General features: G+C 42.9%; 21 protein-coding genes and 1 tRNA gene. 7 read left to right on the forward strand and 15 right to left on the reverse strand.

Features of this window, described 5'->3' with window-relative positions; all coding sequences use genetic code 11:
- Positions 1-223 precede the first annotated feature (223 nt).
- Both ACN9MT_RS14270 and ACN9MT_RS14275 read right to left on the reverse strand, forming a co-directional pair.
- Positions 224-2,182, reverse strand: a complete 1,959-nt coding sequence (locus tag ACN9MT_RS14270) for a DUF3883 domain-containing protein (protein ID WP_426272462.1) — start codon at positions 2,180-2,182, stop codon at positions 224-226.
- 100 nt (positions 2,183-2,282) lie between these two features.
- Positions 2,283-2,912, reverse strand: coding sequence for a hypothetical protein (locus ACN9MT_RS14275; RefSeq protein ID WP_426272463.1), 630 nt, complete (start codon positions 2,910-2,912; stop codon positions 2,283-2,285).
- 437 nt (positions 2,913-3,349) lie between these two features.
- On the opposite strand from ACN9MT_RS14275, the gene ACN9MT_RS14280 reads away from it, so the two are divergent.
- The gene (locus ACN9MT_RS14280) at positions 3,350-3,604 is read left to right on the forward strand and encodes a hypothetical protein (RefSeq protein WP_426272464.1); all 255 of its coding nucleotides are present in this window, start codon (positions 3,350-3,352) and stop codon (positions 3,602-3,604) included.
- Between the two features lie 164 nt (positions 3,605-3,768).
- Here the strand turns inward: ACN9MT_RS14280 and ACN9MT_RS14285 are convergent, their stop codons facing one another.
- The 3 genes from ACN9MT_RS14285 to groES all read right to left on the reverse strand — a co-directional run bounded on the left by ACN9MT_RS14285 (position 3,769) and on the right by groES (position 7,669).
- Positions 3,769-5,562, reverse strand: a complete 1,794-nt coding sequence (locus tag ACN9MT_RS14285) for a DUF4365 domain-containing protein (protein ID WP_426272465.1) — start codon at positions 5,560-5,562, stop codon at positions 3,769-3,771.
- 148 nt (positions 5,563-5,710) lie between these two features.
- Positions 5,711-7,351, reverse strand: a complete 1,641-nt coding sequence (groL, locus tag ACN9MT_RS14290) for a chaperonin GroEL (RefSeq protein WP_029342811.1) — start codon at positions 7,349-7,351, stop codon at positions 5,711-5,713.
- A gap of 33 nt (positions 7,352-7,384) precedes the next feature.
- The gene (gene groES, locus ACN9MT_RS14295) at positions 7,385-7,669 is read right to left on the reverse strand and encodes a co-chaperone GroES (RefSeq protein ID WP_426272466.1); all 285 of its coding nucleotides are present in this window, start codon (positions 7,667-7,669) and stop codon (positions 7,385-7,387) included.
- A 219-nt stretch (positions 7,670-7,888) separates the two neighbouring features.
- Between groES and ACN9MT_RS14300 the strand changes: the two genes are divergently transcribed.
- Entirely contained in the window at positions 7,889-8,581 is a 693-nt protein-coding gene (locus tag ACN9MT_RS14300; protein ID WP_426272467.1) for a CPBP family glutamic-type intramembrane protease, read from the forward strand.
- Positions 8,582-8,602: 21 nt separating this feature from the next.
- Entirely contained in the window at positions 8,603-8,836 is a 234-nt protein-coding gene (locus ACN9MT_RS14305; RefSeq protein ID WP_214852032.1) for a DUF4305 domain-containing protein, read from the forward strand.
- Between the two features lie 41 nt (positions 8,837-8,877).
- Here ACN9MT_RS14305 and ACN9MT_RS14310 read toward each other — a convergent pair whose 3' ends face one another.
- The 4 genes from ACN9MT_RS14310 to ACN9MT_RS14325 all read right to left on the reverse strand — a co-directional run bounded on the left by ACN9MT_RS14310 (position 8,878) and on the right by ACN9MT_RS14325 (position 12,197).
- Positions 8,878-9,174, reverse strand: a complete 297-nt coding sequence (locus ACN9MT_RS14310; protein WP_214852030.1) for a DUF2089 family protein — start codon at positions 9,172-9,174, stop codon at positions 8,878-8,880.
- Between the two features lie 20 nt (positions 9,175-9,194).
- A complete protein-coding gene (locus ACN9MT_RS14315) occupies positions 9,195-9,482 on the reverse strand; it encodes a hypothetical protein (protein ID WP_290788754.1) in 288 nt (95 codons plus the stop codon).
- 181 nt (positions 9,483-9,663) lie between these two features.
- A complete protein-coding gene (locus ACN9MT_RS14320) occupies positions 9,664-10,959 on the reverse strand; it encodes a cation:dicarboxylate symporter family transporter (protein WP_035410792.1) in 1,296 nt (431 codons plus the stop codon).
- Between the two features lie 179 nt (positions 10,960-11,138).
- Positions 11,139-12,197 carry an NAD(P)/FAD-dependent oxidoreductase gene (locus ACN9MT_RS14325; protein WP_426272468.1) on the reverse strand — a complete coding sequence of 353 codons (1,059 nt, stop codon included), beginning with the start codon at positions 12,195-12,197 and terminating at the stop codon, positions 11,139-11,141.
- A 185-nt stretch (positions 12,198-12,382) separates the two neighbouring features.
- Here ACN9MT_RS14325 and ACN9MT_RS14330 point away from each other — a divergent pair, with 185 nt between their 5' ends.
- The 4 genes from ACN9MT_RS14330 (at position 12,383) to ACN9MT_RS14345 (ending at position 16,173) form a co-directional block, all read left to right on the forward strand.
- A complete protein-coding gene (locus ACN9MT_RS14330; protein WP_214852023.1) occupies positions 12,383-13,174 on the forward strand; it encodes an ABC transporter ATP-binding protein in 792 nt (263 codons plus the stop codon).
- Positions 13,175-13,177: 3 nt separating this feature from the next.
- Positions 13,178-14,089, forward strand: a complete 912-nt coding sequence (locus ACN9MT_RS14335) for an iron-hydroxamate ABC transporter substrate-binding protein (RefSeq protein ID WP_426272469.1) — start codon at positions 13,178-13,180, stop codon at positions 14,087-14,089.
- 78 nt (positions 14,090-14,167) lie between these two features.
- Positions 14,168-15,169 carry a FecCD family ABC transporter permease gene (locus ACN9MT_RS14340; RefSeq protein WP_035410802.1) on the forward strand — a complete coding sequence of 334 codons (1,002 nt, stop codon included), beginning with the start codon at positions 14,168-14,170 and terminating at the stop codon, positions 15,167-15,169.
- Complete coding sequence (locus ACN9MT_RS14345) at positions 15,169-16,173, forward strand: FecCD family ABC transporter permease (RefSeq protein ID WP_426273523.1); 1,005 nt, start codon at positions 15,169-15,171, stop codon at positions 16,171-16,173. Before ACN9MT_RS14340 ends, ACN9MT_RS14345 begins: the two co-directional genes overlap by 1 nt.
- Before the next feature lie 53 nt (positions 16,174-16,226).
- Here the strand turns inward: ACN9MT_RS14345 and ACN9MT_RS14350 are convergent, their stop codons facing one another.
- From ACN9MT_RS14350 to ACN9MT_RS14375, 6 genes are all read right to left on the reverse strand, one after another.
- Positions 16,227-16,694, reverse strand: a complete 468-nt coding sequence (locus tag ACN9MT_RS14350; protein WP_426272470.1) for a hypothetical protein — start codon at positions 16,692-16,694, stop codon at positions 16,227-16,229.
- Positions 16,661-17,170 (reverse strand): hypothetical protein, encoded by a 510-nt coding sequence (locus ACN9MT_RS14355; RefSeq protein ID WP_426272471.1) that lies wholly within the window; start codon positions 17,168-17,170, stop codon positions 16,661-16,663. Before ACN9MT_RS14355 ends, ACN9MT_RS14350 begins: the two co-directional genes overlap by 34 nt.
- Positions 17,171-17,183: 13 nt before the next feature.
- Positions 17,184-17,636, reverse strand: coding sequence for a hypothetical protein (locus ACN9MT_RS14360; RefSeq protein ID WP_426272472.1), 453 nt, complete (start codon positions 17,634-17,636; stop codon positions 17,184-17,186).
- Positions 17,637-17,757: 121 nt separating this feature from the next.
- The gene (locus ACN9MT_RS14365) at positions 17,758-17,916 is read right to left on the reverse strand and encodes a hypothetical protein (protein ID WP_034801002.1); all 159 of its coding nucleotides are present in this window, start codon (positions 17,914-17,916) and stop codon (positions 17,758-17,760) included.
- Between the two features lie 126 nt (positions 17,917-18,042).
- Complete coding sequence (locus ACN9MT_RS14370; RefSeq protein WP_426272473.1) at positions 18,043-21,789, reverse strand: S8 family serine peptidase; 3,747 nt, start codon at positions 21,787-21,789, stop codon at positions 18,043-18,045.
- Between the two features lie 222 nt (positions 21,790-22,011).
- Positions 22,012-22,087 (reverse strand) — tRNA-Ala (locus tag ACN9MT_RS14375).
- Between the last annotated feature and the right edge of the window lie 98 nt (positions 22,088-22,185).

Consider the following 22,185-nt stretch of genomic DNA (forward strand, 5'->3'; position numbering starts at 1 on the left):
CCAATCACTTAATGCTCCATACAAAAACTATTATCTATCAAACTTTTTTTATTATCTAATTTATACTTCGCTAAATCTTAATTGATCATTCGACCAAGGTAATTTTAGCATATAGTAATAGTAAAAAATCTCTGTTAACTGTATATTAGTATACTATTATATCATGAAAGATACATCAAAATTTAAAGAAATAGCCTAGCTATTTACTCTACTTTAAAAATTGCTATTCAGTACTAACTTTGAAAACATTACCTTTATAATCTTCACAAGACCATTCCCACTGGCGCACTACTTTTTCTAATACTAAGTTCTCTAATGGATTTTGAATATACTCGAATATTACATCTGCATTCTCTTCATAAATGACGCATAAAAAATAATTATCACCATATATATGCGCAGCAGTATATTCATTATTTGTCATTGAAATTTTAGCTCCACGATTTTTTACAGACTTCACTTCTATATATCTTTCTTGATGATCTGGAGTCGAGCTAACAACATCATAACCTAAGTTTTGTTTACTAACATCTCTAGCTTTATGACCTTGCATTTCTTCAAATTCTACGCATTGATTTTCTGCCGCACGCCAACGCGTAATTGGTTTTTTTATATAAGAAGATTTATTTTCCATCACCTGAATATTTTCAGAATTTGTAACATGAGTTTCTTTGATTCTAAAATTAGGTAGATTCATTTTTGAATCAATTGAATCATTTCTTTGATTAGCTTCCAAATTATAAATTTTAATAAACCATTCTATCTCTCCTGAAATTAACTGTGATTTAATTTCAAGTAAAAACATATATAACTCTTCTTTAGTCGCTTCAGAAAAACGAATTAACTTATTATTATACTTAAAATAACAACCACTGATATTGAATTTTTCGTTCGTAATCAACATTTTATTACGAATCTGTTTAATTAAATTCGTATATAATTTTAACAAAATCAAATTTGGAATTTTATTTATAAAATCAATCTCTGATATCATTAAAATCCAATCATTAGTCGAATAGGACTCTTTAGCATATCGCCCCATATACTCATCTAAAATAATTAATGCCTCTTCATTTACATTCGGCAAAGTACCCTTTAATGGGCTATTTTGACGTATCCAGTTCCACTCCGCATCATTCAAAAAATTAGATTTTTTTATATAGTCTTTCGGAGCTATTAAATTACCTTTTTGCATCTGTAACCAGCTGGTCTGTACTAAATACTGAAATTTATTTTCGAATGACTGTGCTATCTTCGCAAATGTATTTTTTTGCATAATAACTCGAATAAGCTGAGCTAAATCTTGATCATTTGAGTAAATCCTTTGCTTAATATCTTCAAATAATAAATTGGCACTAGTTGAAAGAGCTTCTTCCGTTCTTTCGTCTAAAGTTATGTGTTTTCTACTAGGGTCGGTAGAAAAATCACTATTAATTTTAAATAAAAATGGACTCGGTTCGTAAGTAGGTAAATAACAATGAAAAATAGCTTCTTCTTTACGACAAGGAATGATTTCATGTTTCTCATTTAATGCTAGTGCAATTTGAGTATCTTTATTCTTAATAATTTTCCAAAGAGATTTTTTATCATTTAGTTGAATCTCAGTATTATGGTGACTTCGTCTTACTTTTCCTACAATGCGATTTCCGCTCACATCTATGTTTACGTTTCTTACATGGCGCAAAAACAAGAAATAATCGCCTTTGACAGAGTTTACTTCTTGTAACAAAGTTAAAATTTCAGCATTACAAAATACAAATATTGTTGTAAACCCTCTTTGTTTTAAATTGTTTAAAACTTCATCTATTTCACGATCTAATTTATTTACTAAAAAGGGAATTCTGATAGTAGGTACTTCACTTTCCTTTATTCCACCTAGTTTTTCTGCTGCTAAACTTTTAGAAAAAGTAAATGTACAGTCATTTGAATGAATATAGATTTGGTTTGAAAGATGTGTTGTACTCTTGAAGCCTACACCTCTGTACCCAATCGTATCCCCACGTCTTTTCTCACTAGCTCCTGAACGACATATGCTTATTACATCTTTATCGTTAAATTTTTGTCCATTATTTGCAATAAATATATGTCCTGTAGACTCGTACACGTAAAATGAAGTCGCTTTAGCATCGTCAGCATTTTGAAGCATTTCTACAAATACACGCTCACCATAGCTTTCAGACATATATGACTCCATAGATGCCATATCAGCTAGTAAATGAGGTGAACTTTTTGCTTCTAAAAGAAATTCATTGCTTAACTTTAAAATCGTTTTTTGAAGAGCATTATACATAGTCAATTAACGTAACATTCAAACGGGCTTTTTGCTCTTTATCTTTAATAGTTTTAGCCCATTTTAAAAGTATAGAACTACCTTGACTAGCTATTTCTACTTTCTCATCATGTTCGTCTCTATCATCCCACTCTTCATCAAATGTGTGAATATCCTCAAACGTATCTACAAAAGACTCACACACATCTTCTAAAATACTTGAGAAACTATCGTCTTTATATTTATTAGATTTAATTAATCCTAAAATGTGGTCAGCCAATTCAATTTCACCAAATTGAATTGCTTCTGAAACTGTATAATAATGAACATCATTTGAAATATAAAAACACGCCTCAACAATATCTTCATTTTCTTTAAGTATGTCTATTACCTTCTCAATTCCAACCTTCTTTTCAATATTATGAATTACACTACCAGTATAACTATAACCATCTTCTTTGATTAAAGATTGTGCATTTCCGAGTATATATTTCCACATCTCTACAGATAGTTCTAAATTTGTAGCAGAAACTTTACTTATAATGTCAGTAATTTTACTATTATGTTTTCCGATATTTTCTTTTAAAACATCAAAACTATCCAATAGAATAGACTCTTTTTCACTGTTGCTTTTACGTGCCATAATTATCACTCCTAATAAAATTTTGTTTACTATCATCGAGTATATTCACTAAAAAAACCATATTATAACTATTTTAAATCACCATTTTAATTACTCCGCAAAAAATTATCGTTACATATTTAGAAAATATCCCCTTGTACACTATTGTAACTTAATACTTTTAATTGCCAACTAATGATTATTAAATTAATATAGTTATTTTTAATTTTTGATATTTTGCAATAGGCTTATAGTTCTTACACACTGCTATTGAAGTAACGTTTTTGATACTAGGAGAATAGAGTTAATCAGGATTGATTTCTATTTACAAAATCGAAGAAATAGATTCCCGAATTTATATAATGAGGAGGAAAAACGAACAACGGTACCTATAAGATCAGTCTCTCATTGTCTTTTATAGCGGTCACGATAATAAACTCGTTAATGAAGGAAGAGAGATGCACAAAAAAGTGGATGTCACGTCTCTCGCTAATGCCTTTGAACTCGAGCGACGTATCACGCTATTCATCAAAAAAACCGACCAGCAAATCGGTCGGGTCATAAAAGAAAATAGCGGACAAATCGATATCGTACTAACGATCATTGATCTGTTGAATCTCATGATGGGACAGTCACTCATCGATAATCAACCGCTCACTGGTTCCGCGACGGTTCGTTCCGATACAAAAACCATTACTATGAAGTCAATTTGACAAAATCATCTGGAAAAGATACCTGTTATGACATATCGACGGAAAAGAAAGTCGATACGAAGTTTTGCAGAAATAAAGTAAAGAATGTTAGTGAGCAGTTAAAACTGTCGGTTAAAATTATTAAAAAGAACGGAATAAATTAAGTAATTCCAGTAAAATATTCATCACAATTTAGAAAATAGAGAAAAAATCGGATACTCTCTCATTTCTTCCTGATCACTGTGATTCATGTACTCAAATATTCTTCGCGCATTATGCTTATTCTTTAATAACACTTCACAAGCAAACTTTAGTTTTGTATCGCTTTTTTTTATATTTTCTGAAATATCGAGAATATTATTAATTTCATTTTCTAACAAATTCTGTTTTTGATAATTTTTAATTATATAGTAATTTATCATTCCAATATAACTATTTGGTGATTTTTCTATATATCTTGTTGTTAAGTCGAAAGCAAGATCTAAATATCTCTCATCTAAAGATTCTTCGAAATACTTCACAAATTTAACAACACAATCAATTGTTACATCAGATAATATATCGTGATACTTTTCATCAAATGACTTTTCTAAAACTTCAAATTTAAAATTTGTTGAAAAATGCATCTCTTCAATAGATTGTGAAGAATATATACTCACTTTAAAATAGTAAAAATCCCAATCACTCGAATTATATTCTTCAATTTTTTGATCAGGATTTCTAGGTAACAGACCACCTAATTTTGCAAGAGTTTCTTCACTATAAAAATCTAAAAAACCTTCGTCTGTAAATATTAACTTAACGTTGATGAAGTCCGAAAGAGCGATATCATAAATCATTAACTCTTGAAGTGTTGCACCATTTTTTATATTTAAATGTCCATAGTTTTTATATTCAAAAATTTCAATCAATCCACTGAATAATGAATTAACATTCTCATCTTTATTAAAAAATAATTCACTCGATAAGCCTATTATCTTAAAAATTTCACTTATTCTTTGAAGATTTTCAATTATTTCTTCTACGCCAGTAAAATCATTAAAGAAATCATTTAATGAATCACCGTTATTTACAGTTATATTAAAACCCTGAAAGGGAAGACTTCCGTTTTCTATTTGATATTTTATCAAATAAAGACAATTTAAATAGCTTTCAACTGAGATAATTTTATTTAATGATATTGAAAATCTACTCTTGTTTTTAATAATTTCGTATTTCAAAGTATTTTCAATATTTATTATATATTTTTTAGGAGTTTCTATTATTTCGTAATCGATATTTTTTTCTACGTTATTTATATCTATATTTTCATTTATACTTCCTTTAATCTGTCGTACTTCAACAGCACTAATAGGTATTTCTTGATTATTTGAAACTCCGTACAAATATCCAAATTCATCAAAAAAGTCAACATGACCGTCACTTAGATGATTGTATTGCAATTTATAGGATTCATAATGCTTTTCTATATCACTATTTATAAATTTTTTAGGTTGACTCTCAACTAACTTCATAAATCTCTTACAAATATTTTCTAATTGATTCTCTTCAAGTTTCTTGAAGCTTATTACGATACTGTCCTTACCATTTTGAGCAAGTTTACCTAAATATCCTTTTAAGTCTAACGGTGCCAACATTTTATAATATATCTGTTTTCTCATTGTTTCAGCATTAATAGTTACTACAAAATATAAAACACCATTTCCATCTTTATAATAAACGTCTAAGTCTTGTTTTTTTACACCAAATTTCATTTTTTTGTGAGAACCTTTTTTAACTTTTGTTGTTCCTTTTACTTGGATTGGTACCCTCCCTTCAAAATTAATCTTATTAATTGTTTCTTTATATACTTCAATATCTCCATCAAACGAAATAGATTTATCATTCCAATTGACATTGCTAATTAAATGAAATGGGGGTTTAAGAATATAATTATTTATTTCTAAGCACGCAAGATGCTCTATTATTATGTTATCCAATTAAAAACCTCCAAATAGTACATTTCTAGTTAAATCGATTACATAATTTATTGATTTTCATAAAAAAATTTTCTCCGAATAGAACATTCGAAGAAAATTTTAATTTAATAACTTAAAACTACAAACTGTATAAAAAAGATTGTAGGCCTTACATCATGCCGCCCATTCCACCCATGCCGCCCATATCAGGCATTGCAGGAGCAGATCCGGCTGGTTCTGGTTTATCTGCGATGACGGCTTCTGTTGTTAAGAACATCGCTGAAACGGACGCTGCGTTTTGAAGTGCTGAACGCGTTACTTTCGCTGGATCGACGATTCCTGTCTCGATCATGTCGACATATTCGTCCGTTGCCGCATTATAGCCCATTCCTGGTGCTTCGTGCTTAAGACGCTCGACGATGACTGAGCCTTCTTGACCTGCGTTTTCCGCAATTTGACGAAGTGGTGCTTCAAGTGCACGAAGAACGATGTTGACACCTGTTGCTTCGTCGCCTGTTGAGACCGACAGAATCGATTCGACAGCTTTCGTGACGTGAATGAGAGCTGTTCCCCCACCTGCTACGATGCCTTCTTCGACTGCTGCGCGTGTCGCGTTGAGTGCATCTTCGATCCGGAGCTTACGTTCTTTGAGCTCAGTCTCGGTTGCTGCTCCGACTTTGACGACCGCTACGCCACCTGCGAGTTTCGCAAGACGCTCTTGTAATTTCTCGCGATCGAAGTCGCTTGTCGTCTCTTCGATTTGCGCACGGATCGTACCGACACGTGCTTCGATCGAATCTCCGTGTCCATGTCCTTCGACGATCGTAGTGTTGTCTTTTGAGACGACGACCTTCGACGCACGACCGAGTTGCGTGATTTGTGTTTCTTTCAGATCAAGACCGAGGTCTTCTGTGATCAACTCTGCGCCTGTGACGATCGAGATGTCCTCAAGCATCGCTTTCCGGCGATCACCAAAGCCTGGTGCTTTGACTGCTACCGCGTTGAACGTACCACGGAGTTTGTTGACGACGAGTGTCGCAAGTGCTTCGCCTTCGACGTCTTCTGCGATGATGAGGAGTGGTTTGTTTTGTTGAACGACTTGCTCGAGGACTGGAAGAATCTCTTGGATGTTCGAGATTTTTTTGTCCGTGACGAGGATGTACGGGTTCTCAAGGACCGCTTCCATCTTGTCTGAATCCGTGATCATGTATGGTGACGCGTAACCACGGTCGAACTGCATTCCTTCGACGACGTCGAGTTCTGTCGTGAAGCCACGTGATTCTTCGATCGTGATGACACCATCTTGACCGACACGTTCCATTGCTTCTGCGATCAATTGACCAACTTCTTCGTCCGCTGCTGAGATCGCTGCGACTTGGGCGATCGCTTCTTTACCTTCAATTGGTTTTGCAATCGTGTGCAACTCTTCGACAGCACGACGGACTGCTTTTTCGATTCCTTTACGGATGACCATCGGGTTTGCACCCGCTGTGACGTTTTTGAGACCTTCCCGAATCATCGCTTGTGCGAGGACTGTCGCTGTTGTCGTACCATCCCCTGCGATTTCATTCGTTTTTGAGGCAACTTCTGCGACGAGTTTTGCACCCATGTTCTCAAAGTGATCTTCGAGTTCGATTTCTTTCGCGATCGTCACGCCATCATTCGTGATGAGTGGTGAACCGAACTTTCGCTCGAGGACGACGTTGCGTCCTTTTGGTCCGATCGTGACTTTGACTGCATCCGCTAATGCGTCGACCCCGCGGAGCATTGCCCGACGTGCTTCTTCACTGAATAAAATCTCTTTTGCCATGACTGAAATCCCCCTTATAGATGATTGACTGAATTACTCGGCTACTGCCAAAATATCGCTTTCGCGTAAAATTAAGTATTCATTGCCGTCGACTTTGACTTCCGAACCGGCATATTGTGCATAGATGACGTGATCTCCGAAACTCACTTCAAGTGGTACACGTACGCCTTGCTCTGTCACACGGCCAGTACCGACAGCGACGACTTTACCCTCTTGTGGTTTTTCTTTCGCTGACCCAGGAAGAACGATTCCTCCGAGTGTTGTTTCTTCTTTTTTAACGACTTCGATCACGATGCGATCACCAAGTGGTTTTAACATGCGAAACATCCTCCTTGAAAATGATTGTTTTTAGCACTCACTTTCGTTGAGTGCTAACATATTTTTATCTTATACGCTTTCTCTCCTGAATTCAAGCCTGAACCTTTATCCGTTTTCCCGAAATCGACACCTTTGAATCATCGTCAATCGTGCGCCAAGACCGTTTGTTTGTTACAATCGGGACAGTACCTTCATTACAAAGGAGTTGTGTCCTGTACGATGAAAAATCCAATCAGTCTGCCTTTTCTGATGGCGGAGAAGTGGCAAAAGCGTCACGTCATCCCGATCATCATCTATCTGATCGTCCAATTGGTTCCGGGTTCGTTCCGGTATTTCCTTCCGAAGAACGTCATTGCTGACGTCGCCGGTTGGTGGCTCGCGATCGGCTTCACGGTCGCCGTCATCGTCTCCTACTACTGTCTGCGTCCTGATTGGCAGAAATGGAAGGCAGAAGGACGTCAAACCGATCCGATGGATACACTAAAATGGATCGGGATCGGGATTGCGCTTTTGTATGCACTCTTGATCAGCGTCAATTTGATCGATGCCTGGATGGCAGGCGGGATCGAAAATGTCGCGAAATCGCAAAATACGGATCAAATCATTCAAGCGATTCAAGTCATCCCGCTCCTGCAAGTCATGGTCGTCTTGCTTGGACCGATCATGGAAGAGTTCTTGTTCAGGCACATCATGTTCGGCAATCTCTCATCGAAGCTTGGTTTCTTCTTCAGCTTCATCTTGACGGGTGCCTTGTTCGGACTGATTCACCAAGACAACAAATTTTTAATCTATGTCGCGATGAGTTTCGTCTTCTCGCTCGTCTTCGTCAAGACGCGCCGGATCCTTGCTCCAATCGCCATTCATGTCTTTAACAACGGAATCGTCGTACTCGCCATCTACGCGATGTCTTAATTTACGAAAGGTCGTGTTTTCATGCGTCAAAGCTCGAACTTCATGGCATTGTTCTATGCCATCTTTGGTGTTCTTTTCATGTTTCTTGCCTACAACAACTCAGTCGAGGCAGGAACGGTCTTCAACTTCTGGACGATCCTCCTGACCTTGTTCGCCGCAATCGACTTCTATCGTCTTTACTTGATCTTCCGCTTCCGCTCAGCAGCAAAGAAGATGATCAAGAAGGAACAGGATAAAAAAAACGATAAACAATAAAAAAACGAGATTTCCGTCAGACGGGAATCTCGTTTTTTGGCTTATTCTTTCGCTTGACCCTTGCGGTAAGAATCGATGATCGTTTTCGCCACATCAAGACTCAACCGTTCATCTAAGACCAAGTTCTTGATCATATTGATGAATTCGACATCTTCCTGTTGCACCGAATCAATCCGCTCAATCAACTGGTTCAACTTCGCCCGGACAGTCGGATAGGATACTTGATAGGCAGCTGCCATATCCTTCAACGAACCGGAGCTCAAGACGAACTTCCGAATGAACTCGAGATGCTCCTGTTCGAGTGCCAGTACCCAAGCGGGCACGTCTTGTCGTTCCATCGTATTCCCTCACTTTTCTCTTACAAATCTTGAATCTCCATCCGCTCTTTTTCACGCTGCAATTGCTTACGGCGCGAGTCGACACCCATCTCAGCCATCGAGATCATCATAGACAATCCAACACATGTACCGATTCGGATCAATGACTCACGATCCGACGTGTGTGGTCCTGTTCCGAAATACCAGTAAATTCCGAGACCAATAATGATCGCTGGAATGATGAAACTAAAGACTCTTCTGCGCCGCGCTAAGTAAAATTGTACGATACAGACTGTGACAATACCAATGACGATTCCTACCGTTTCCATCCTATCGCCTCTCCCCTGTGATTATATAAATAATATTAACTATAAAATAAATAATATTCAATATAATTTTAACTATAATCAAAAATAAGAGGTTTTCTTTAAAAACAATCGACTTTAATCTATTTTCAGAGACAAAAAAAGAAAGGACTGACGATTCAGTCCTTCCCCATACTCACGACAATCACGCACTGCGGATGTCGTCTTTCTTATTTTCTGTCGACATGAACGTATCGAGTTGGTCTTCATCAAGAACACCTTCCCACTTCGCGATGACGAGTGAAGCGAGCGTGTTTCCTGTAACGTTGACGACGGAACGCATCATATCCATGATTCGGTCAATCCCCGCGATGAAGGCAAGTCCTTCTGCCGGGATACCGACCGTACCAAGTGTTGCGAGCAATACGACGAACGAAACGCCTGGAACGGCAGCCATTCCTTTTGATGTCAGCATCAAGACGAAGACAAGTGTAATCTGCGTCCCGATCGAGAGGTCGATCCCGTACATCTGTGCGATGAACAAGGCAGCAAGTGCTTGATAGAGTGCTGATCCATCGAGGTTAAACGAATAACCCGTCGGTACGACGAAGCTGACGATTGATTTCGGCACGCCCATCTTCTCAAGTTTTTCCATGATCCGTGGAAGAACCGTTTCTGAAGAGGCGGTCGAATACGTCAAGAGCAATTCATCCTTGAAGACGCGGACGAAGTCCGAGACCCGAACACCAACCCACTTCATGATGCCGCCGAAGACGATGATCATGAAGAGAAGCGCTGTGACATACAATGTCGCGATAAGCTTGAATAACGAACCAAGCGAGTCAATCCCGAACGTCGAGACCGTCACACCAATCAAGGCGAAGACACCGATTGGTGCGAACTTCATGACGATGTTGACGAGATTGAACATTGCTGCTGCGACACCTTCGAAGAAACGAATGACCGGTTGACCCTTCTCTCCTGCAAAACCGACACCGAGTCCGAATAAGACTGAGAAGAAAATAATAGCGAGCATATCACCACGAACCATCGCATCGAGAATGTTCGTCGGTACGATATTGACGATTTTTTCGACGAGTCCTTCGTCTTTTGTCGTCTCTTCCGTTGCGACATATGATGAGATATCCGTTTTATCCAATGTCGACATATTAATGCCAGCACCTGGTTCAATCAGATTGGCTGCAAATAGCCCCGTGAAGATGGCGATCATCGTCACGATCGTGAAGTAACCCAGTGTTTTGACGCCGAGACGCCCGAGACTCTTCGGACTACCGACCGATGAGACACCGAGGACGATCGTCGTAAAGACGATTGGGACGACGATCATTTTCATCATCCGGATAAAGATATCACCGATTGGCTTGAGCCACTCCGCGACATGGGGATTCCCATAAAATACACCACCGACTGTGATCCCAAGAATCAAGCCGATTAAAATCTGCCAGGCAAGGCCAATGGGCTTACGTTTCGTAGTTGTCATACGCTTCCTCCTTATACATCCGTCTTACTTGTATCCTACATGTAGTGGAACATAAATAGAATTTTGTCCTAAATACAGCACATTGTCAAATCCATCTGTTATAATACAAAACCGAATTCTGTACGAAAAAACGTCCAAAATCCGCTTGTTTTCAAGCATTTTGGACGTTTTCATAATTTTTAAGATTGTTGATTAACGCGTTCCTCAATCAACGCACGATTGCGTTTTTTGAAGACCTCATTGTGTGACGACACCATCGCCACTTTTGACGCTTCCGGCTCAATGAAGCGTTTCGCCCGGTTGACGGCGTTTGCCGCATCTTGGAATGCACCCGAGATCAAATGGACCTTCCCGTCGTGCGAAAGAATATCTCCTGCTGCATATAGTCCCGGTACACTCGATTCACTCGCGGCGTTCCCGGCGATGTAGAAGTCATCGACCCGTGCAATATCGAGGTCACACGCGTCAAGTAGCGCCGCATCTTGTTCATACCCATGATTAATGATGACTTCATCAATTGGAATCTCGACGACCTCATCTGTTTGACAATCAATCAATTCAACCGACGCGATCCGTTGGTGATCGGGACTGGCGATTAATTTGTGAATCGTCGTATTGAGGAGGCAGACCGCTGAACTTTTGACGAGTTGATCAACTTGCGCCTCGTGCCCTGAAAAACAATCTCGCCGATACGTGACGTAGACCTTTTTCGCGACCGGTTCGAGTTCGTTTGCCCAATCGATCGCCGAGTTCCCACCACCTGAGACGATGACGGTCTTTCCTTTAAAGCGTTCAATCGATTTAACCGTATAGTTCAAGTTTGACACTTCGAAACGTTCCGCGCCTTCGACTTTTAATTTTTGTGGATTGAGGATGCCACCGCCGACCGCGACGATGACCGTCTTCGAATAATGAATCTGCCCCGATTCCGCTTCTAAGACGAAGTTACCGAAGACGTCTTTTGCGATCGAGATGATCTTTTCATTCAATTGAACAGTCGGTTGAAATGTCAGTCCTTGTTCGACGAGTTGAGCCATGAGTTTTTCACCAGTGATCGGCGGCTGTCCACCGACGTCCCAGATCATCTTTTCCGGATAGACGTGCAGTTTTCCTCCGAGTTCTGCTTGATACTCGATCAATTTCGTCTTCATGCCTCGAAGACCACTATAGAACGTCGAATATAACCCTGCTGGTCCTCCACCGATGATCGTTACGTCGAACAACTCCTGTTCCCTCATCTCACTCACTCCTCATCCTTGATTGTTATTGATTATCATTCTCACTCTCTCATGATAACGTGAACATCTCTTGAACACAAGAAAAAATGTTGACAGCGTTTTTATGAGACTGGTATGGTTAATGAGACGATAGTGATAATCATTATCATTGAAAAATGGAGAGAACAACGAAGGAGTCGTCGCGTATGGTACGTCTAGCAACAGAAGAAATCAATATCGGCTACGGTGATCGTCCCATCGTCAAAGACTTGTCCGTCCAAATTCCCGATCGTCAAATCACAACGATCATTGGCGCGAACGGATGCGGCAAATCAACTTTGCTGAAAGCGATGACACGGATCATTCCCCATCAATCGGGACGGGCGTTGCTCGATGGTCTTGATATCGCGAAGGAAAGCACGAAGCTGCTTGCTCGGAAGATGGCTATCCTGCCACAAACTCCGGAAAGTGCAAGCGGTCTAACGGTCGCAGAGCTCGTCTCATACGGTCGTTTTCCTTATCAAAAAGGATTCGGACGCTTGACGAAACACGATTATGAGATCATCGATTGGGCACTCGAAGCAACGGACACGATGGCGTTCAAACATCGTCCGGTCGATGCGCTGTCCGGTGGTCAACGTCAACGGGTCTGGATTGCGATGGCACTCGCTCAAGAGACAGATATCATCTTTCTCGATGAACCGACGACTTATCTTGATCTCGCCCACCAACTCGAGGTGCTCGAACTGCTCGAATATCTCAACCGGACCGAAGGACGGACGATCGTCATGGTCCTGCATGACTTGAATCAAGCGGCACGCTTCGCCGACTATATTATCGCCATGAAAAACGGCGAAGTCGTCAAAGCCGGAACGTGTGAGGAAGTCATCGCAAAAGATGTCTTACAAGAAGTATTCCATATCGATGCTGAAATCGGACGCGATCCGCGAACGAACAAGCCGATGTGTATCACCTACAACTTAATCAAGGGAGATTAAATCATGAAGAAACTACTTGTACCGGTTCTACTCATTCTCACGCTCGTCATCGCAGCGTGTGGCAATACAGAGAAAAAAGACGACGCAGCATCTGGTTCGAAAAACGAAATGATCACATATAAATCAGAAAATGGAAACATTAAAGTTCCAGCTCATCCAAAACGAGTCGTGGTCCTCGCTGGTTTTGCCGGCAACGTCATGGCACTCGGCGTTCCTGTCGTTGGTGTTGATTCGTGGTCAAAAGCGAATCCGAAGTTCGATAAACTAAAAGATGTTACGGAAGTTTCGGAAGAGAACGTTGAAAAAATCATCGAACTCGATCCTGACTTGATCATCGGCTACTCGACAACGAAAAACCTCGACAAAATCAAAAAAATCGCTCCGACGGTCACGTACACATACGGAAAAGTCGACTACTTGACGCAACATATCGAAATCGGTAAATTGCTCAACAAAGAACAGGAAGCACGCGATTGGGTCAAAGACTTCAAAACACGTGCCGCTGCTGCCGGTAAAGACATCAAAGCAAAAATCGGTGAAGATGCTACTGTTTCTGTCATCGAAAGTTTCGATAAACAACTCTACGTCTTCGGCAACAACTGGGGTCGTGGAACAGAGATTCTCTATCAAGAAATGAAATTAAAAATGCCGGATAAAGTCACGAAGATGGCATTAAAAGATGGTTACTATGCGTTGTCACCAGAAGTCCTCCCTGAATATGCAGGCGACTACCTCGTCTTCAGCAAGAGCGCAGAAGCGGACAACTCATTCACGAAAACGGATACGTTTAAAAACATTCCAGCCGTCAAAAACGATCATGTCTTCGAAGTCGATTCGAAGGAGTTCTACTTCAATGATCCTCTCACACTCGAACGTCAACTCGAGTTCTTCAAGAAAAGTTTCCTTGATGCATAATAAATAAGGGAGGGAACCTGCGGGATCCCTTCCTTTTTTTGCGGCTCACTCCCTGAATCAGAAATGGAGGCGACATTCATGTCAGCTGGTCGAATTCCGTTCGGCATAAAAATCACACTCGGTCTTGTCCTCTTTTTCGGGATGTTCTGGATCGCGATGACGTTCGGCGCTGCCGATACGACGATCCGCGAAGTCTGGAACGCCTTGACGTTCGGACCGTTGAATGAAAAAGCAAAAATTGTCCAGGAAATCCGCCTGCCACGGGAATTAGCAGCAATCCTCGTCGGAGCGGCACTCGGTGTCTCTGGTGCCATCATGCAGGCGATGACACGCAATCCCCTCGCCGATCCTGGTCTGCTCGGTCTGACGGCGGGTGCGAACGCAGCACTTGCACTCGTCATCGTCCTGTTCCCGAAAATTGAGTACTTCGGTATCATGATTGCTTGTTTCTTCGGAGCAGCACTTGGGGCAGCACTTGTCTTTGGAATCGGTGCTTCGAAAAAAGGTGGTTTTTCGCCACTCCGGATCGTCCTTGCCGGTTCTGCAATCTCAGCCTTTCTGTATGCGATTGCGGAAGGCATCGGCATCTACTTCAAGATCGCTCAAGATGTCTCACAATGGACGTCCGGTGGACTCGTCGGGTCGACATGGGGACAACTGCAAGTCATCACTCCGGTCATCGCGATCGGGATTGTGATTGCCTTCATCTTCTCCCGACAATTGACGATTCTCAGTCTATCGGAAGAAGTCGCGCTCGGACTCGGACAAAACATCCAGCGGATCAAAGCAGTACTTTATGTTGTCGTCATTCTGCTTGCAGGTGCTGCTGTTGCACTCGTCGGTAACATGGCGTTCATCGGGCTGATGATTCCACATATCGTCCGCGCGATCGTCGGGACGGACTATCGGTTCATCCTGCCAATGACCGCGATCTTTGGTGCGACGTTCATGTTACTTGCCGATACAATCGGTCGGACATTGTATGCTCCCTACGAGACTCCGGTCATCGCGATCGTCTCAATGCTCGGACTACCATTCTTCCTCTTGATCGTTCGGAAAGGAGGGCGTGCTTTCTCATGATGGAATCTCGTTTACGTCGTCGCCAGCAACTGACGTTTTGGACGTTACTGGCACTATTGATCGCAACACTCGTCGTCAGCATCGGTCTCGGACCTGCTTCCCTATCCTATGATCGTTTGTTGCCGACGTTACTTGGAAACGGCTCGTTCAAAGAGGAGTTCGTCCTCTATTCGCTCCGCTTACCACGACTGCTCATCACCGTCATGGCAGGAATGGCACTCGCTTTATCCGGTTCGATCCTCCAAGGGATCACGCGCAATGAACTCGCTGATCCTGGTATCATCGGCATCAATACCGGAGCTGGTGTCGCCGTCGCCTTGTTTTTCCTGTACTTCCCGGTCGATATCGGATCATTCATTTATCTGTTACCGATCGCTGCCTTTCTCGGTGCACTCGTGACCGCGACGGCGATTTATCTATTCTCATACGATCGTGTGCAAGGACTGCAACCGATTCGCTTGATTTTGACTGGTGTTGGCTTCTCGATGGCGCTCTCCGGAATCATGGTCATTCTGATTTCGTCGACGCGTCGTGAAAAGGTCGACTTCATCGCTAAGTGGCTCGCTGGTAACATCTGGGGGACGGACTGGATCTTCGTCTACTCACTCTTACCGTGGCTACTCGTCTTGATTCCGCTGACGTTCTATAAGGCGAATAAACTCAATCTCCTTGCCTTGAATGAACCGGTCGCAATCGGTGTCGGCGTCGCGCTTGAAAAAGAACGGATCCAACTCTTGTTGACAGCCGTCGCACTTGCCGCTGCTGCCGTCTCCGTCACGGGTGGGATTTCCTTCATCGGTCTGATGGCGCCACATATCGCCCGCGCGCTCGTTGGACCACGGCATCAGTTCTTCTTACCGGTTGCCCTCTTGCTCGGCGGATGGTTGCTTGCGTTCGCTGATACGATCGGACGCAACATTGCGGGACCGGACGGCGTGCCAGCTGGGATCGTCGTCGCCTTGATCGGAGCACCTTATTTTATCTATCTCTTGTTGAAGAAATAATCAAAAATCCGCATCAAACAGCGTCTTTCGCTGATTGATGCGGATTTTTTGCTTTACCGTTTCCACCACGCACGTTCGATTTCCCCCATCGAGACGTAGGCTGGATCGATTTGTTTGGCTAACCGATTCATTCGAGTGACACCAAGACTAAACCCACCAATCCAAAAGAGGAAGACGACGAATAAATAACCAGGAGCACTTGGAATCGATAGCATGACGACGGCGATCAGCCATGCCACGACATACCCGATGATTGTCAGACGAGCGACCTTTTGAACGGTTTGTTGATACATAGTTGGTGTTAAATATGACTTCATGAGCCGTAGACGGACAATTTCTCGAGAGACTGCTGTCGCGCAAAGACAAAAGAGCATGATCTGAAGAAAGACGGATACTAATGCCGGCATAAACCAAGCAGGTACCGCACAAATCAATCCAGGGACCAAAAAGAAATAGGCGACAATACGCACCGGACGTTTCATTAAATTCAGACGTGCTTGTCGCTCGAATAGGTGTTCCATTGCGATGTTCCTTTCTGTCTGACGAAGCGGGCAACTTCAACGTCACTGATATAATCTGGATCACGCTTTCCGTCGCGTCGGATGATCCATTCGCTGATAAAGTAGAGCGGTGTTAAGATCGCAAATATCGCAACAAACATCTGCCAGAACGGTCCGTTGATCGTCTGAATGATGACGATCGTCAATACGGCATACAGCAGGACGTGACTGCCGATACGAAGTAAAAATTGCCGACGAACCTGTGCGTTTGAGACATATCCCTTTAAAATTTTCCGTTTTTTCAACTGAAAGCGGAAATCCGAACCAAGGAAAATGGCTGGAATCAATAATATCAAAGCTCCGATGTTGCTCCAATCAATCAAGACACCGACTGTTATGAATAGAAACACGTTCCAATACCAGCGTGTGCCGAGCCATTCGACGTCCCGGTAGGCGAGGGCAAGTTTTTGTAGGCGTTCTTCACGAGCCGTTTGCATAGTACCTTCTCCTTTAGCGAGCTTGATGAATTTCTTTTTCCGTCACATACGTTGGATCGATCTTTCGTGAGACGAACTCTAGCGTTTTTCGACAGATCCAGTAGAACGGGATGACGGCGATGACGAGCCCAATCAAGAAGGACATGTTCGGGCGATCGGCTGCCCAGACAATCAAACCGGCAAGCGCTCCGTATTGTAAGATCCCGATCAAGACATGCACCTGATAGAGCCGTTTTGCTGATGCCTCTGATGAATATTTCGCGACAAGCGCGAACCGCTTGCGTTGTACGAGCATGTCATAGCCAAAATACAATAATGGGACGATCATCGCATAAACCGGCTTCTCAAGTGTGTTGCTAAGTGCTAAAAATGCCGCAAGCATGACCCACATGCCGGTCTTTGTCTTTTGGTGCATCTCTTCGTACAGCGTCGCTAATGCTTCCGTTTGTGTATGTACGTGTTCCATGATCTCCCACCTTCCTATACTGTCATATACTTACATTTTACTGTATCGGTTTCATTTCTAGTACGATTTTTCGAAAAAAAAGATGTCTTGTCGCTTCGGACAAGACATCTTTCATTAGAGACTATGCACTGACCTGGATGATCAGATAGATGACACTATAAGCAACGATCGCGAGCGGTATCAACGCGACACCGATCAGCCAGCCGTTTTTGTCACGGATACCGAGATATAAAACGAGACACCCTACGATGAAGGCGATTAATGTCGTAAACGGATTCATGGTCGTTCCCCCTCTAATTGTTTCTGCTCTTAAATTTCCCGCTCCACTCGTCTCATAAACCCTTCAAGGCGCTTCGACACACAAAGAAAAGCCAGACGGATTTCCACCTGGCTTTTCTTTGTTAACTTATTTTTTCGTGATGACGACTGTTTTCGTAACGACGTGTCCACCCAGATCCTTCAGTTTCAAGTTGTACGTGTTTTTTCCTTTTTTGAGCGTCACTTTTTTCGTGATCGTCTTTTTGAAGGCTTTCATGACGTACGGTTCTTTGAACGTCCGGCGGTATTCCGCGCTACCGTTGAAGTCAAAGCGTAATTCGCTGTAGTTATCGCGAAGTACGATCTTCATCTCAGCTGTTTTTGTTTTACTTGAGACGATTTTTGGTGCTGTGACGCGAATCGTTGGTAATTCTGTGTCGATGATGACTTGACGGTTGAACGCCACACGATTCCCTTTTCCATCGTATGCTTCGACCTTGAATGACTTGACGCCATCTGTCGTGTACGTCACGTCATGGCTGAACGCATAGTTTTGTTGGGCTGCATCGAAACGCAGTTTAACAGTTTTTCCGTTGATCTTGAACGATTTGATACCTGACTCATCAGAGACATGACCCGCGATGTTGATGACTTTTGATGTTGCAAGACCAAGAGCGACCGGTGTATCGATTTGAACATTTGGTACGGCTTTATCAACGCCTGTCGTGTTGACGTCTTTTTTCACACTGTTTCCAGCATAGTCTTTGACGACGAAGGCAATCTTCGCGCGCTCCGGCAGATCCGTCAACGTGTACGCTTTTTCTGTTGCGGCAAGTGGTTGCTTTAAGACACTTTTGCCATTGACGAGGATATCGTATGACGCAACTCCTGTTCCTTGGTCGCCTGCTGTCCATGAAAGTGTTGATTTCGCAGCATCCCATTTCACAGTCGCTGCTGGTTTTTTCGTATCGACATAGACTGGGAAGAGATTCGTCTGCCATTTTGCGTTCGGATAATCGATCACCGATTTGACTTTGTAGTAGTAAAGACCATCTTTGACCGGTTTCCCGTTGATCGTTCCGTCCCAAGCAGCGCTTGTGACTGGTGTGTAGCCGTCCTCTGAACCGCTATCATAGTAGTTCTTGACGACGTCCGTTTGCATATCAAGCTTCTGAAGTGTTGTTTTATTCCGGTCAAGAATCGAATACTCGACTTTTTTCGCATTGCGAAGGAATGAGATGATCGGGAAAGCTTCATCTGCGCTACCGTCGTTGTTCGGTGAGAACGAGACTTTGTTCGCGACAACTTTTCCAGCGGCATTCGTACCAAGGAATTCGAAATCATCCTTCACTTCAGTCGCTAGACCTGTCAATCCGTAGAACGTGTTGTTTTTATCGTACAATGGTGCATCTAAAATCGGAGCTTGATCCCATTTTCCTTTGAATCCAACATAAGGAACTGTCAGTTCTGGATTTTTGCTCTTCGTATCGATCAGACGGACGAATCCTTCGACGAAGTAGCCGTTTTTAAAGACTTGTTCAAGCGGAAGCTCGTTCGCCCAGTCAGTTGTGTTCTTCAAATCGACGGACACGCTGATTTTCGTTGAGCTCTTCGGATTAATCGAGACTGAACTCGCTTTCTTCGAGCCGACTGCAAATGAGATCGGGTATGTGCCTGTGTTGGCATCTACCGTACCGATCGTTCCTTTTTTGAAGATTCCATTTGCTTCAAGGAAGTTCGATCCTTTTGCACCGAGATCTGATTGAACCGTTCCCGCTAGCTTATACGTCACTTTTTCATTGCTGTAGTTTTTTAAATCAAGCGTAAATGTGAACTTCTCGCCGACTTCCTTCAAGGATGCCTTGCCTTCACCTGACTTTGTCTCTGTGATGACGACTGGTGTCTTCATCGCAGCACGAAGATCCATCAGTCCAGCTCCCTCACGACGTGGAGAGTAGAAGTTGCCTGTTTTCAATTGTGCGTTGTATTTTCCTTGATCGAGTTGCGGACGCGATGTATTCATCAAGATATTTTTGGCGAGTTTAACGCGTGTTGCACCAGTGACTTTGAAGTCCTTCGCAATCCGTTGCATGACGAGTGCTGTTCCACCAGCGACGTGTGGTGCTGCCATCGATGTACCGCTCATGACGCCATACTCGTTATCATTAAGCGTCGAATAGATTTTCCCACCTGGTGCCGTAATTTCCGGCTTGAAGTCAAGGCTTGGCGTGACACCCCATGACGTGAAGTCAGACATTTGTCCTGCGACCGGGTTATCGGTTGAGACCGCTTTTCCGTCAAATGTCACTGCGATCGCCTTGCCTTCTTTTGCTTTTGCTTCGAGATCATTCCCGTCCGCGATGCTAAGCGTCACGAGTGGAATCGTCGGATTGTTGAGCGCCATGCTGACGTAATCCCCATGATCGACTTTACCACGGACGATGACACCTGCTGCGCCTTGCTTCTCAGCTTCTGCTTGAATCATGCTGTAGTTAAAATCACCTGTCCGCACGACGAAGACGACTTTTCCTTTGACGTCTTTACCTTCATAGTTCGAAGCTTGACCGTCACCGACATACACGACATCCTTCTTCTCTTTATCGAAGACGGCAATCGGATTCGGCGAATCTTGTTTTTGGTATGCCAAATAACCGGCATCCTGACCGTCGATCGTCAGCGCCATGCCTTCAAGCGTCAATTTCGTATTTTCGAGTGACGCGACTTGGAGCGCCTGGCTCGTCAATCCTGGTGCACCAACGACACCGATATCCGGGTTTGCTGTATATGGATTACCCGCACCATGACCTGCAAACGCCGAGTTACCAGCAGAGATCGCACACAAGATACCGTTGTTCATCGCGTTGACGATCGCGCGTTGCTCCGGATCATCTGCGTTGACGAACGATGCCGTCGAACCCAGGCTCATGTTGATGACGTCCGCTCCAAGTGCGATGGCATCATCGATTGCTTTGATGTAGATATCACTAAATGTCGATGGCATCCCTGGATCGTTACCGAAGACCTTCATCGCAAGGAGCTGTGTTTCTGGAGCGACCCCTTTAATGCCGCCGTTCGCTTCATCCCCGTTTGCTCCGACCGTACCTGCGACGTGCATCCCGTGCATCGATGCCCCCGCACCTAAGTCACGGATTTCGCTGTCGTGATCGGCATAGTTATAGCCGTACGGTACTTTTTCCGTGAAGTACTTTCCTTTTAAGCCTTTTGTTTCTTTCGCACTCTCGACTTTCGAAGAGGTTAAATCCACCTTTGTCTCTGGACTCAAGACCATGTCTTTGTGCGATGGATCAATCCCCGTATCGATGACCGCGACGACGGTTCCTTCCCCTTTGAAGCCATAGTCCTGCCACGTTTCCTTCGCATTGACCATGTCCTTGCTGTACAGCATGTCTGGCTTGGCACCTTTATCGACGGTTGGGCGCGCATATTCGTGCGCGATATGCACACTTTTGACTCCGTCGAGTTGTTTGATATCTTCGATGTCACCGAACTTCACTTCACCACTGAATCCATTGATGACGGTTGTGAAGCTTTCTTTATATGTAACAGGAATCGCCTTTTTAGCGATAGCTGACTTGACTGATTTTTGGACACTGACGAGTCGATCCTTGATCGATTCCTTTTCGGCATTACTCAATGTGCTATACCGCTTGTTTTGAGCTTGGGCGATTTGAATCGCCGGTTTTTGTTCCATCTCGATGACGACTCGGACTTTATCCGATTGTTTGTAGTTCTTTTCTTGCCCCGATTTCTTCAGTGAGAGCGCCTGCGGTTTTTGACCCGTCGCTTTGTCTTGCGAGGACAGTGCACCTTGCGCACTGACTAGATTGGAAGACGTCATTAAGACGGCTGCCATAAGTGCAATCTTCTTCTTCATGCGTTCGTTTCCCCTTTTCTGTAAAACCATAGTAGTAATACTAATAAAACAGTTTAAAGAAAATTCTGTATTTTTAGTTTAATGAAGTTAATGGAAATAAACAATTTATATTTGTCTATTTTTTTAATTTATTTCTTTTTGGTGACATTTTATATTTGGAAGGAATTTAACTGGGAACATAAAAAAACTCCTCGAGCACTCGAGGAGTTGAACGTATGCACTTGGTGGAGACTATCGGGATCGAACCGACGACCTTTTGGCTGCCAGCCAAACGCTCTCCCAGCTGAGCTAAGCCCCCATGAATTATCTTTAGTATACGCATCGCTAACTGCTTTATCAATATAAACATAACGCTTTCATAAAAAAGAATTCCTCCCGAAATTGCTGGAAGGAATT

Origin of the sequence: Exiguobacterium sp. R-17 (assembly GCF_049913315.1) — a bacterium.
Classification (GTDB): domain Bacteria; phylum Bacillota; class Bacilli; order Exiguobacteriales; family Exiguobacteriaceae; genus Exiguobacterium_A.

Excerpts from the sequence above, each read along its gene's own strand:
- ACN9MT_RS14270 (WP_426272462.1), bottom strand. The coding sequence starts at position 2,182 with ATGTCTGAAAGCTATGGTGAGCGTGTATTTGTAGAAATGCTTCAAAAT.
- ACN9MT_RS14275 (WP_426272463.1), bottom strand. The coding sequence starts at position 2,912 with ATGGCACGTAAAAGCAACAGTGAAAAAGAGTCTATTCTATTGGATAGT.
- ACN9MT_RS14280 (WP_426272464.1), top strand. The coding sequence starts at position 3,350 with ATGCACAAAAAAGTGGATGTCACGTCTCTCGCTAATGCCTTTGAACTC.
- groL (WP_029342811.1), bottom strand. The coding sequence starts at position 7,351 with ATGGCAAAAGAGATTTTATTCAGTGAAGAAGCACGTCGGGCAATGCTC.
- groES (WP_426272466.1), bottom strand. The coding sequence starts at position 7,669 with ATGTTAAAACCACTTGGTGATCGCATCGTGATCGAAGTCGTTAAAAAA.
- ACN9MT_RS14300 (WP_426272467.1), top strand. The coding sequence starts at position 7,889 with ATGAAAAATCCAATCAGTCTGCCTTTTCTGATGGCGGAGAAGTGGCAA.
- ACN9MT_RS14305 (WP_214852032.1), top strand. The coding sequence starts at position 8,603 with ATGCGTCAAAGCTCGAACTTCATGGCATTGTTCTATGCCATCTTTGGT.
- ACN9MT_RS14310 (WP_214852030.1), bottom strand. The coding sequence starts at position 9,174 with ATGGAACGACAAGACGTGCCCGCTTGGGTACTGGCACTCGAACAGGAG.
- ACN9MT_RS14315 (WP_290788754.1), bottom strand. The coding sequence starts at position 9,482 with ATGGAAACGGTAGGAATCGTCATTGGTATTGTCACAGTCTGTATCGTA.
- ACN9MT_RS14320 (WP_035410792.1), bottom strand. The coding sequence starts at position 10,959 with ATGACAACTACGAAACGTAAGCCCATTGGCCTTGCCTGGCAGATTTTA.
- ACN9MT_RS14325 (WP_426272468.1), bottom strand. The coding sequence starts at position 12,197 with ATGAGGGAACAGGAGTTGTTCGACGTAACGATCATCGGTGGAGGACCA.
- ACN9MT_RS14330 (WP_214852023.1), top strand. The coding sequence starts at position 12,383 with ATGGTACGTCTAGCAACAGAAGAAATCAATATCGGCTACGGTGATCGT.
- ACN9MT_RS14335 (WP_426272469.1), top strand. The coding sequence starts at position 13,178 with ATGAAGAAACTACTTGTACCGGTTCTACTCATTCTCACGCTCGTCATC.
- ACN9MT_RS14340 (WP_035410802.1), top strand. The coding sequence starts at position 14,168 with ATGTCAGCTGGTCGAATTCCGTTCGGCATAAAAATCACACTCGGTCTT.
- ACN9MT_RS14345 (WP_426273523.1), top strand. The coding sequence starts at position 15,169 with ATGGAATCTCGTTTACGTCGTCGCCAGCAACTGACGTTTTGGACGTTA.
- ACN9MT_RS14350 (WP_426272470.1), bottom strand. The coding sequence starts at position 16,694 with ATGGAACACCTATTCGAGCGACAAGCACGTCTGAATTTAATGAAACGT.
- ACN9MT_RS14355 (WP_426272471.1), bottom strand. The coding sequence starts at position 17,170 with ATGCAAACGGCTCGTGAAGAACGCCTACAAAAACTTGCCCTCGCCTAC.
- ACN9MT_RS14360 (WP_426272472.1), bottom strand. The coding sequence starts at position 17,636 with ATGGAACACGTACATACACAAACGGAAGCATTAGCGACGCTGTACGAA.
- ACN9MT_RS14365 (WP_034801002.1), bottom strand. The coding sequence starts at position 17,916 with ATGAATCCGTTTACGACATTAATCGCCTTCATCGTAGGGTGTCTCGTT.
- ACN9MT_RS14370 (WP_426272473.1), bottom strand. The coding sequence starts at position 21,789 with ATGAAGAAGAAGATTGCACTTATGGCAGCCGTCTTAATGACGTCTTCC.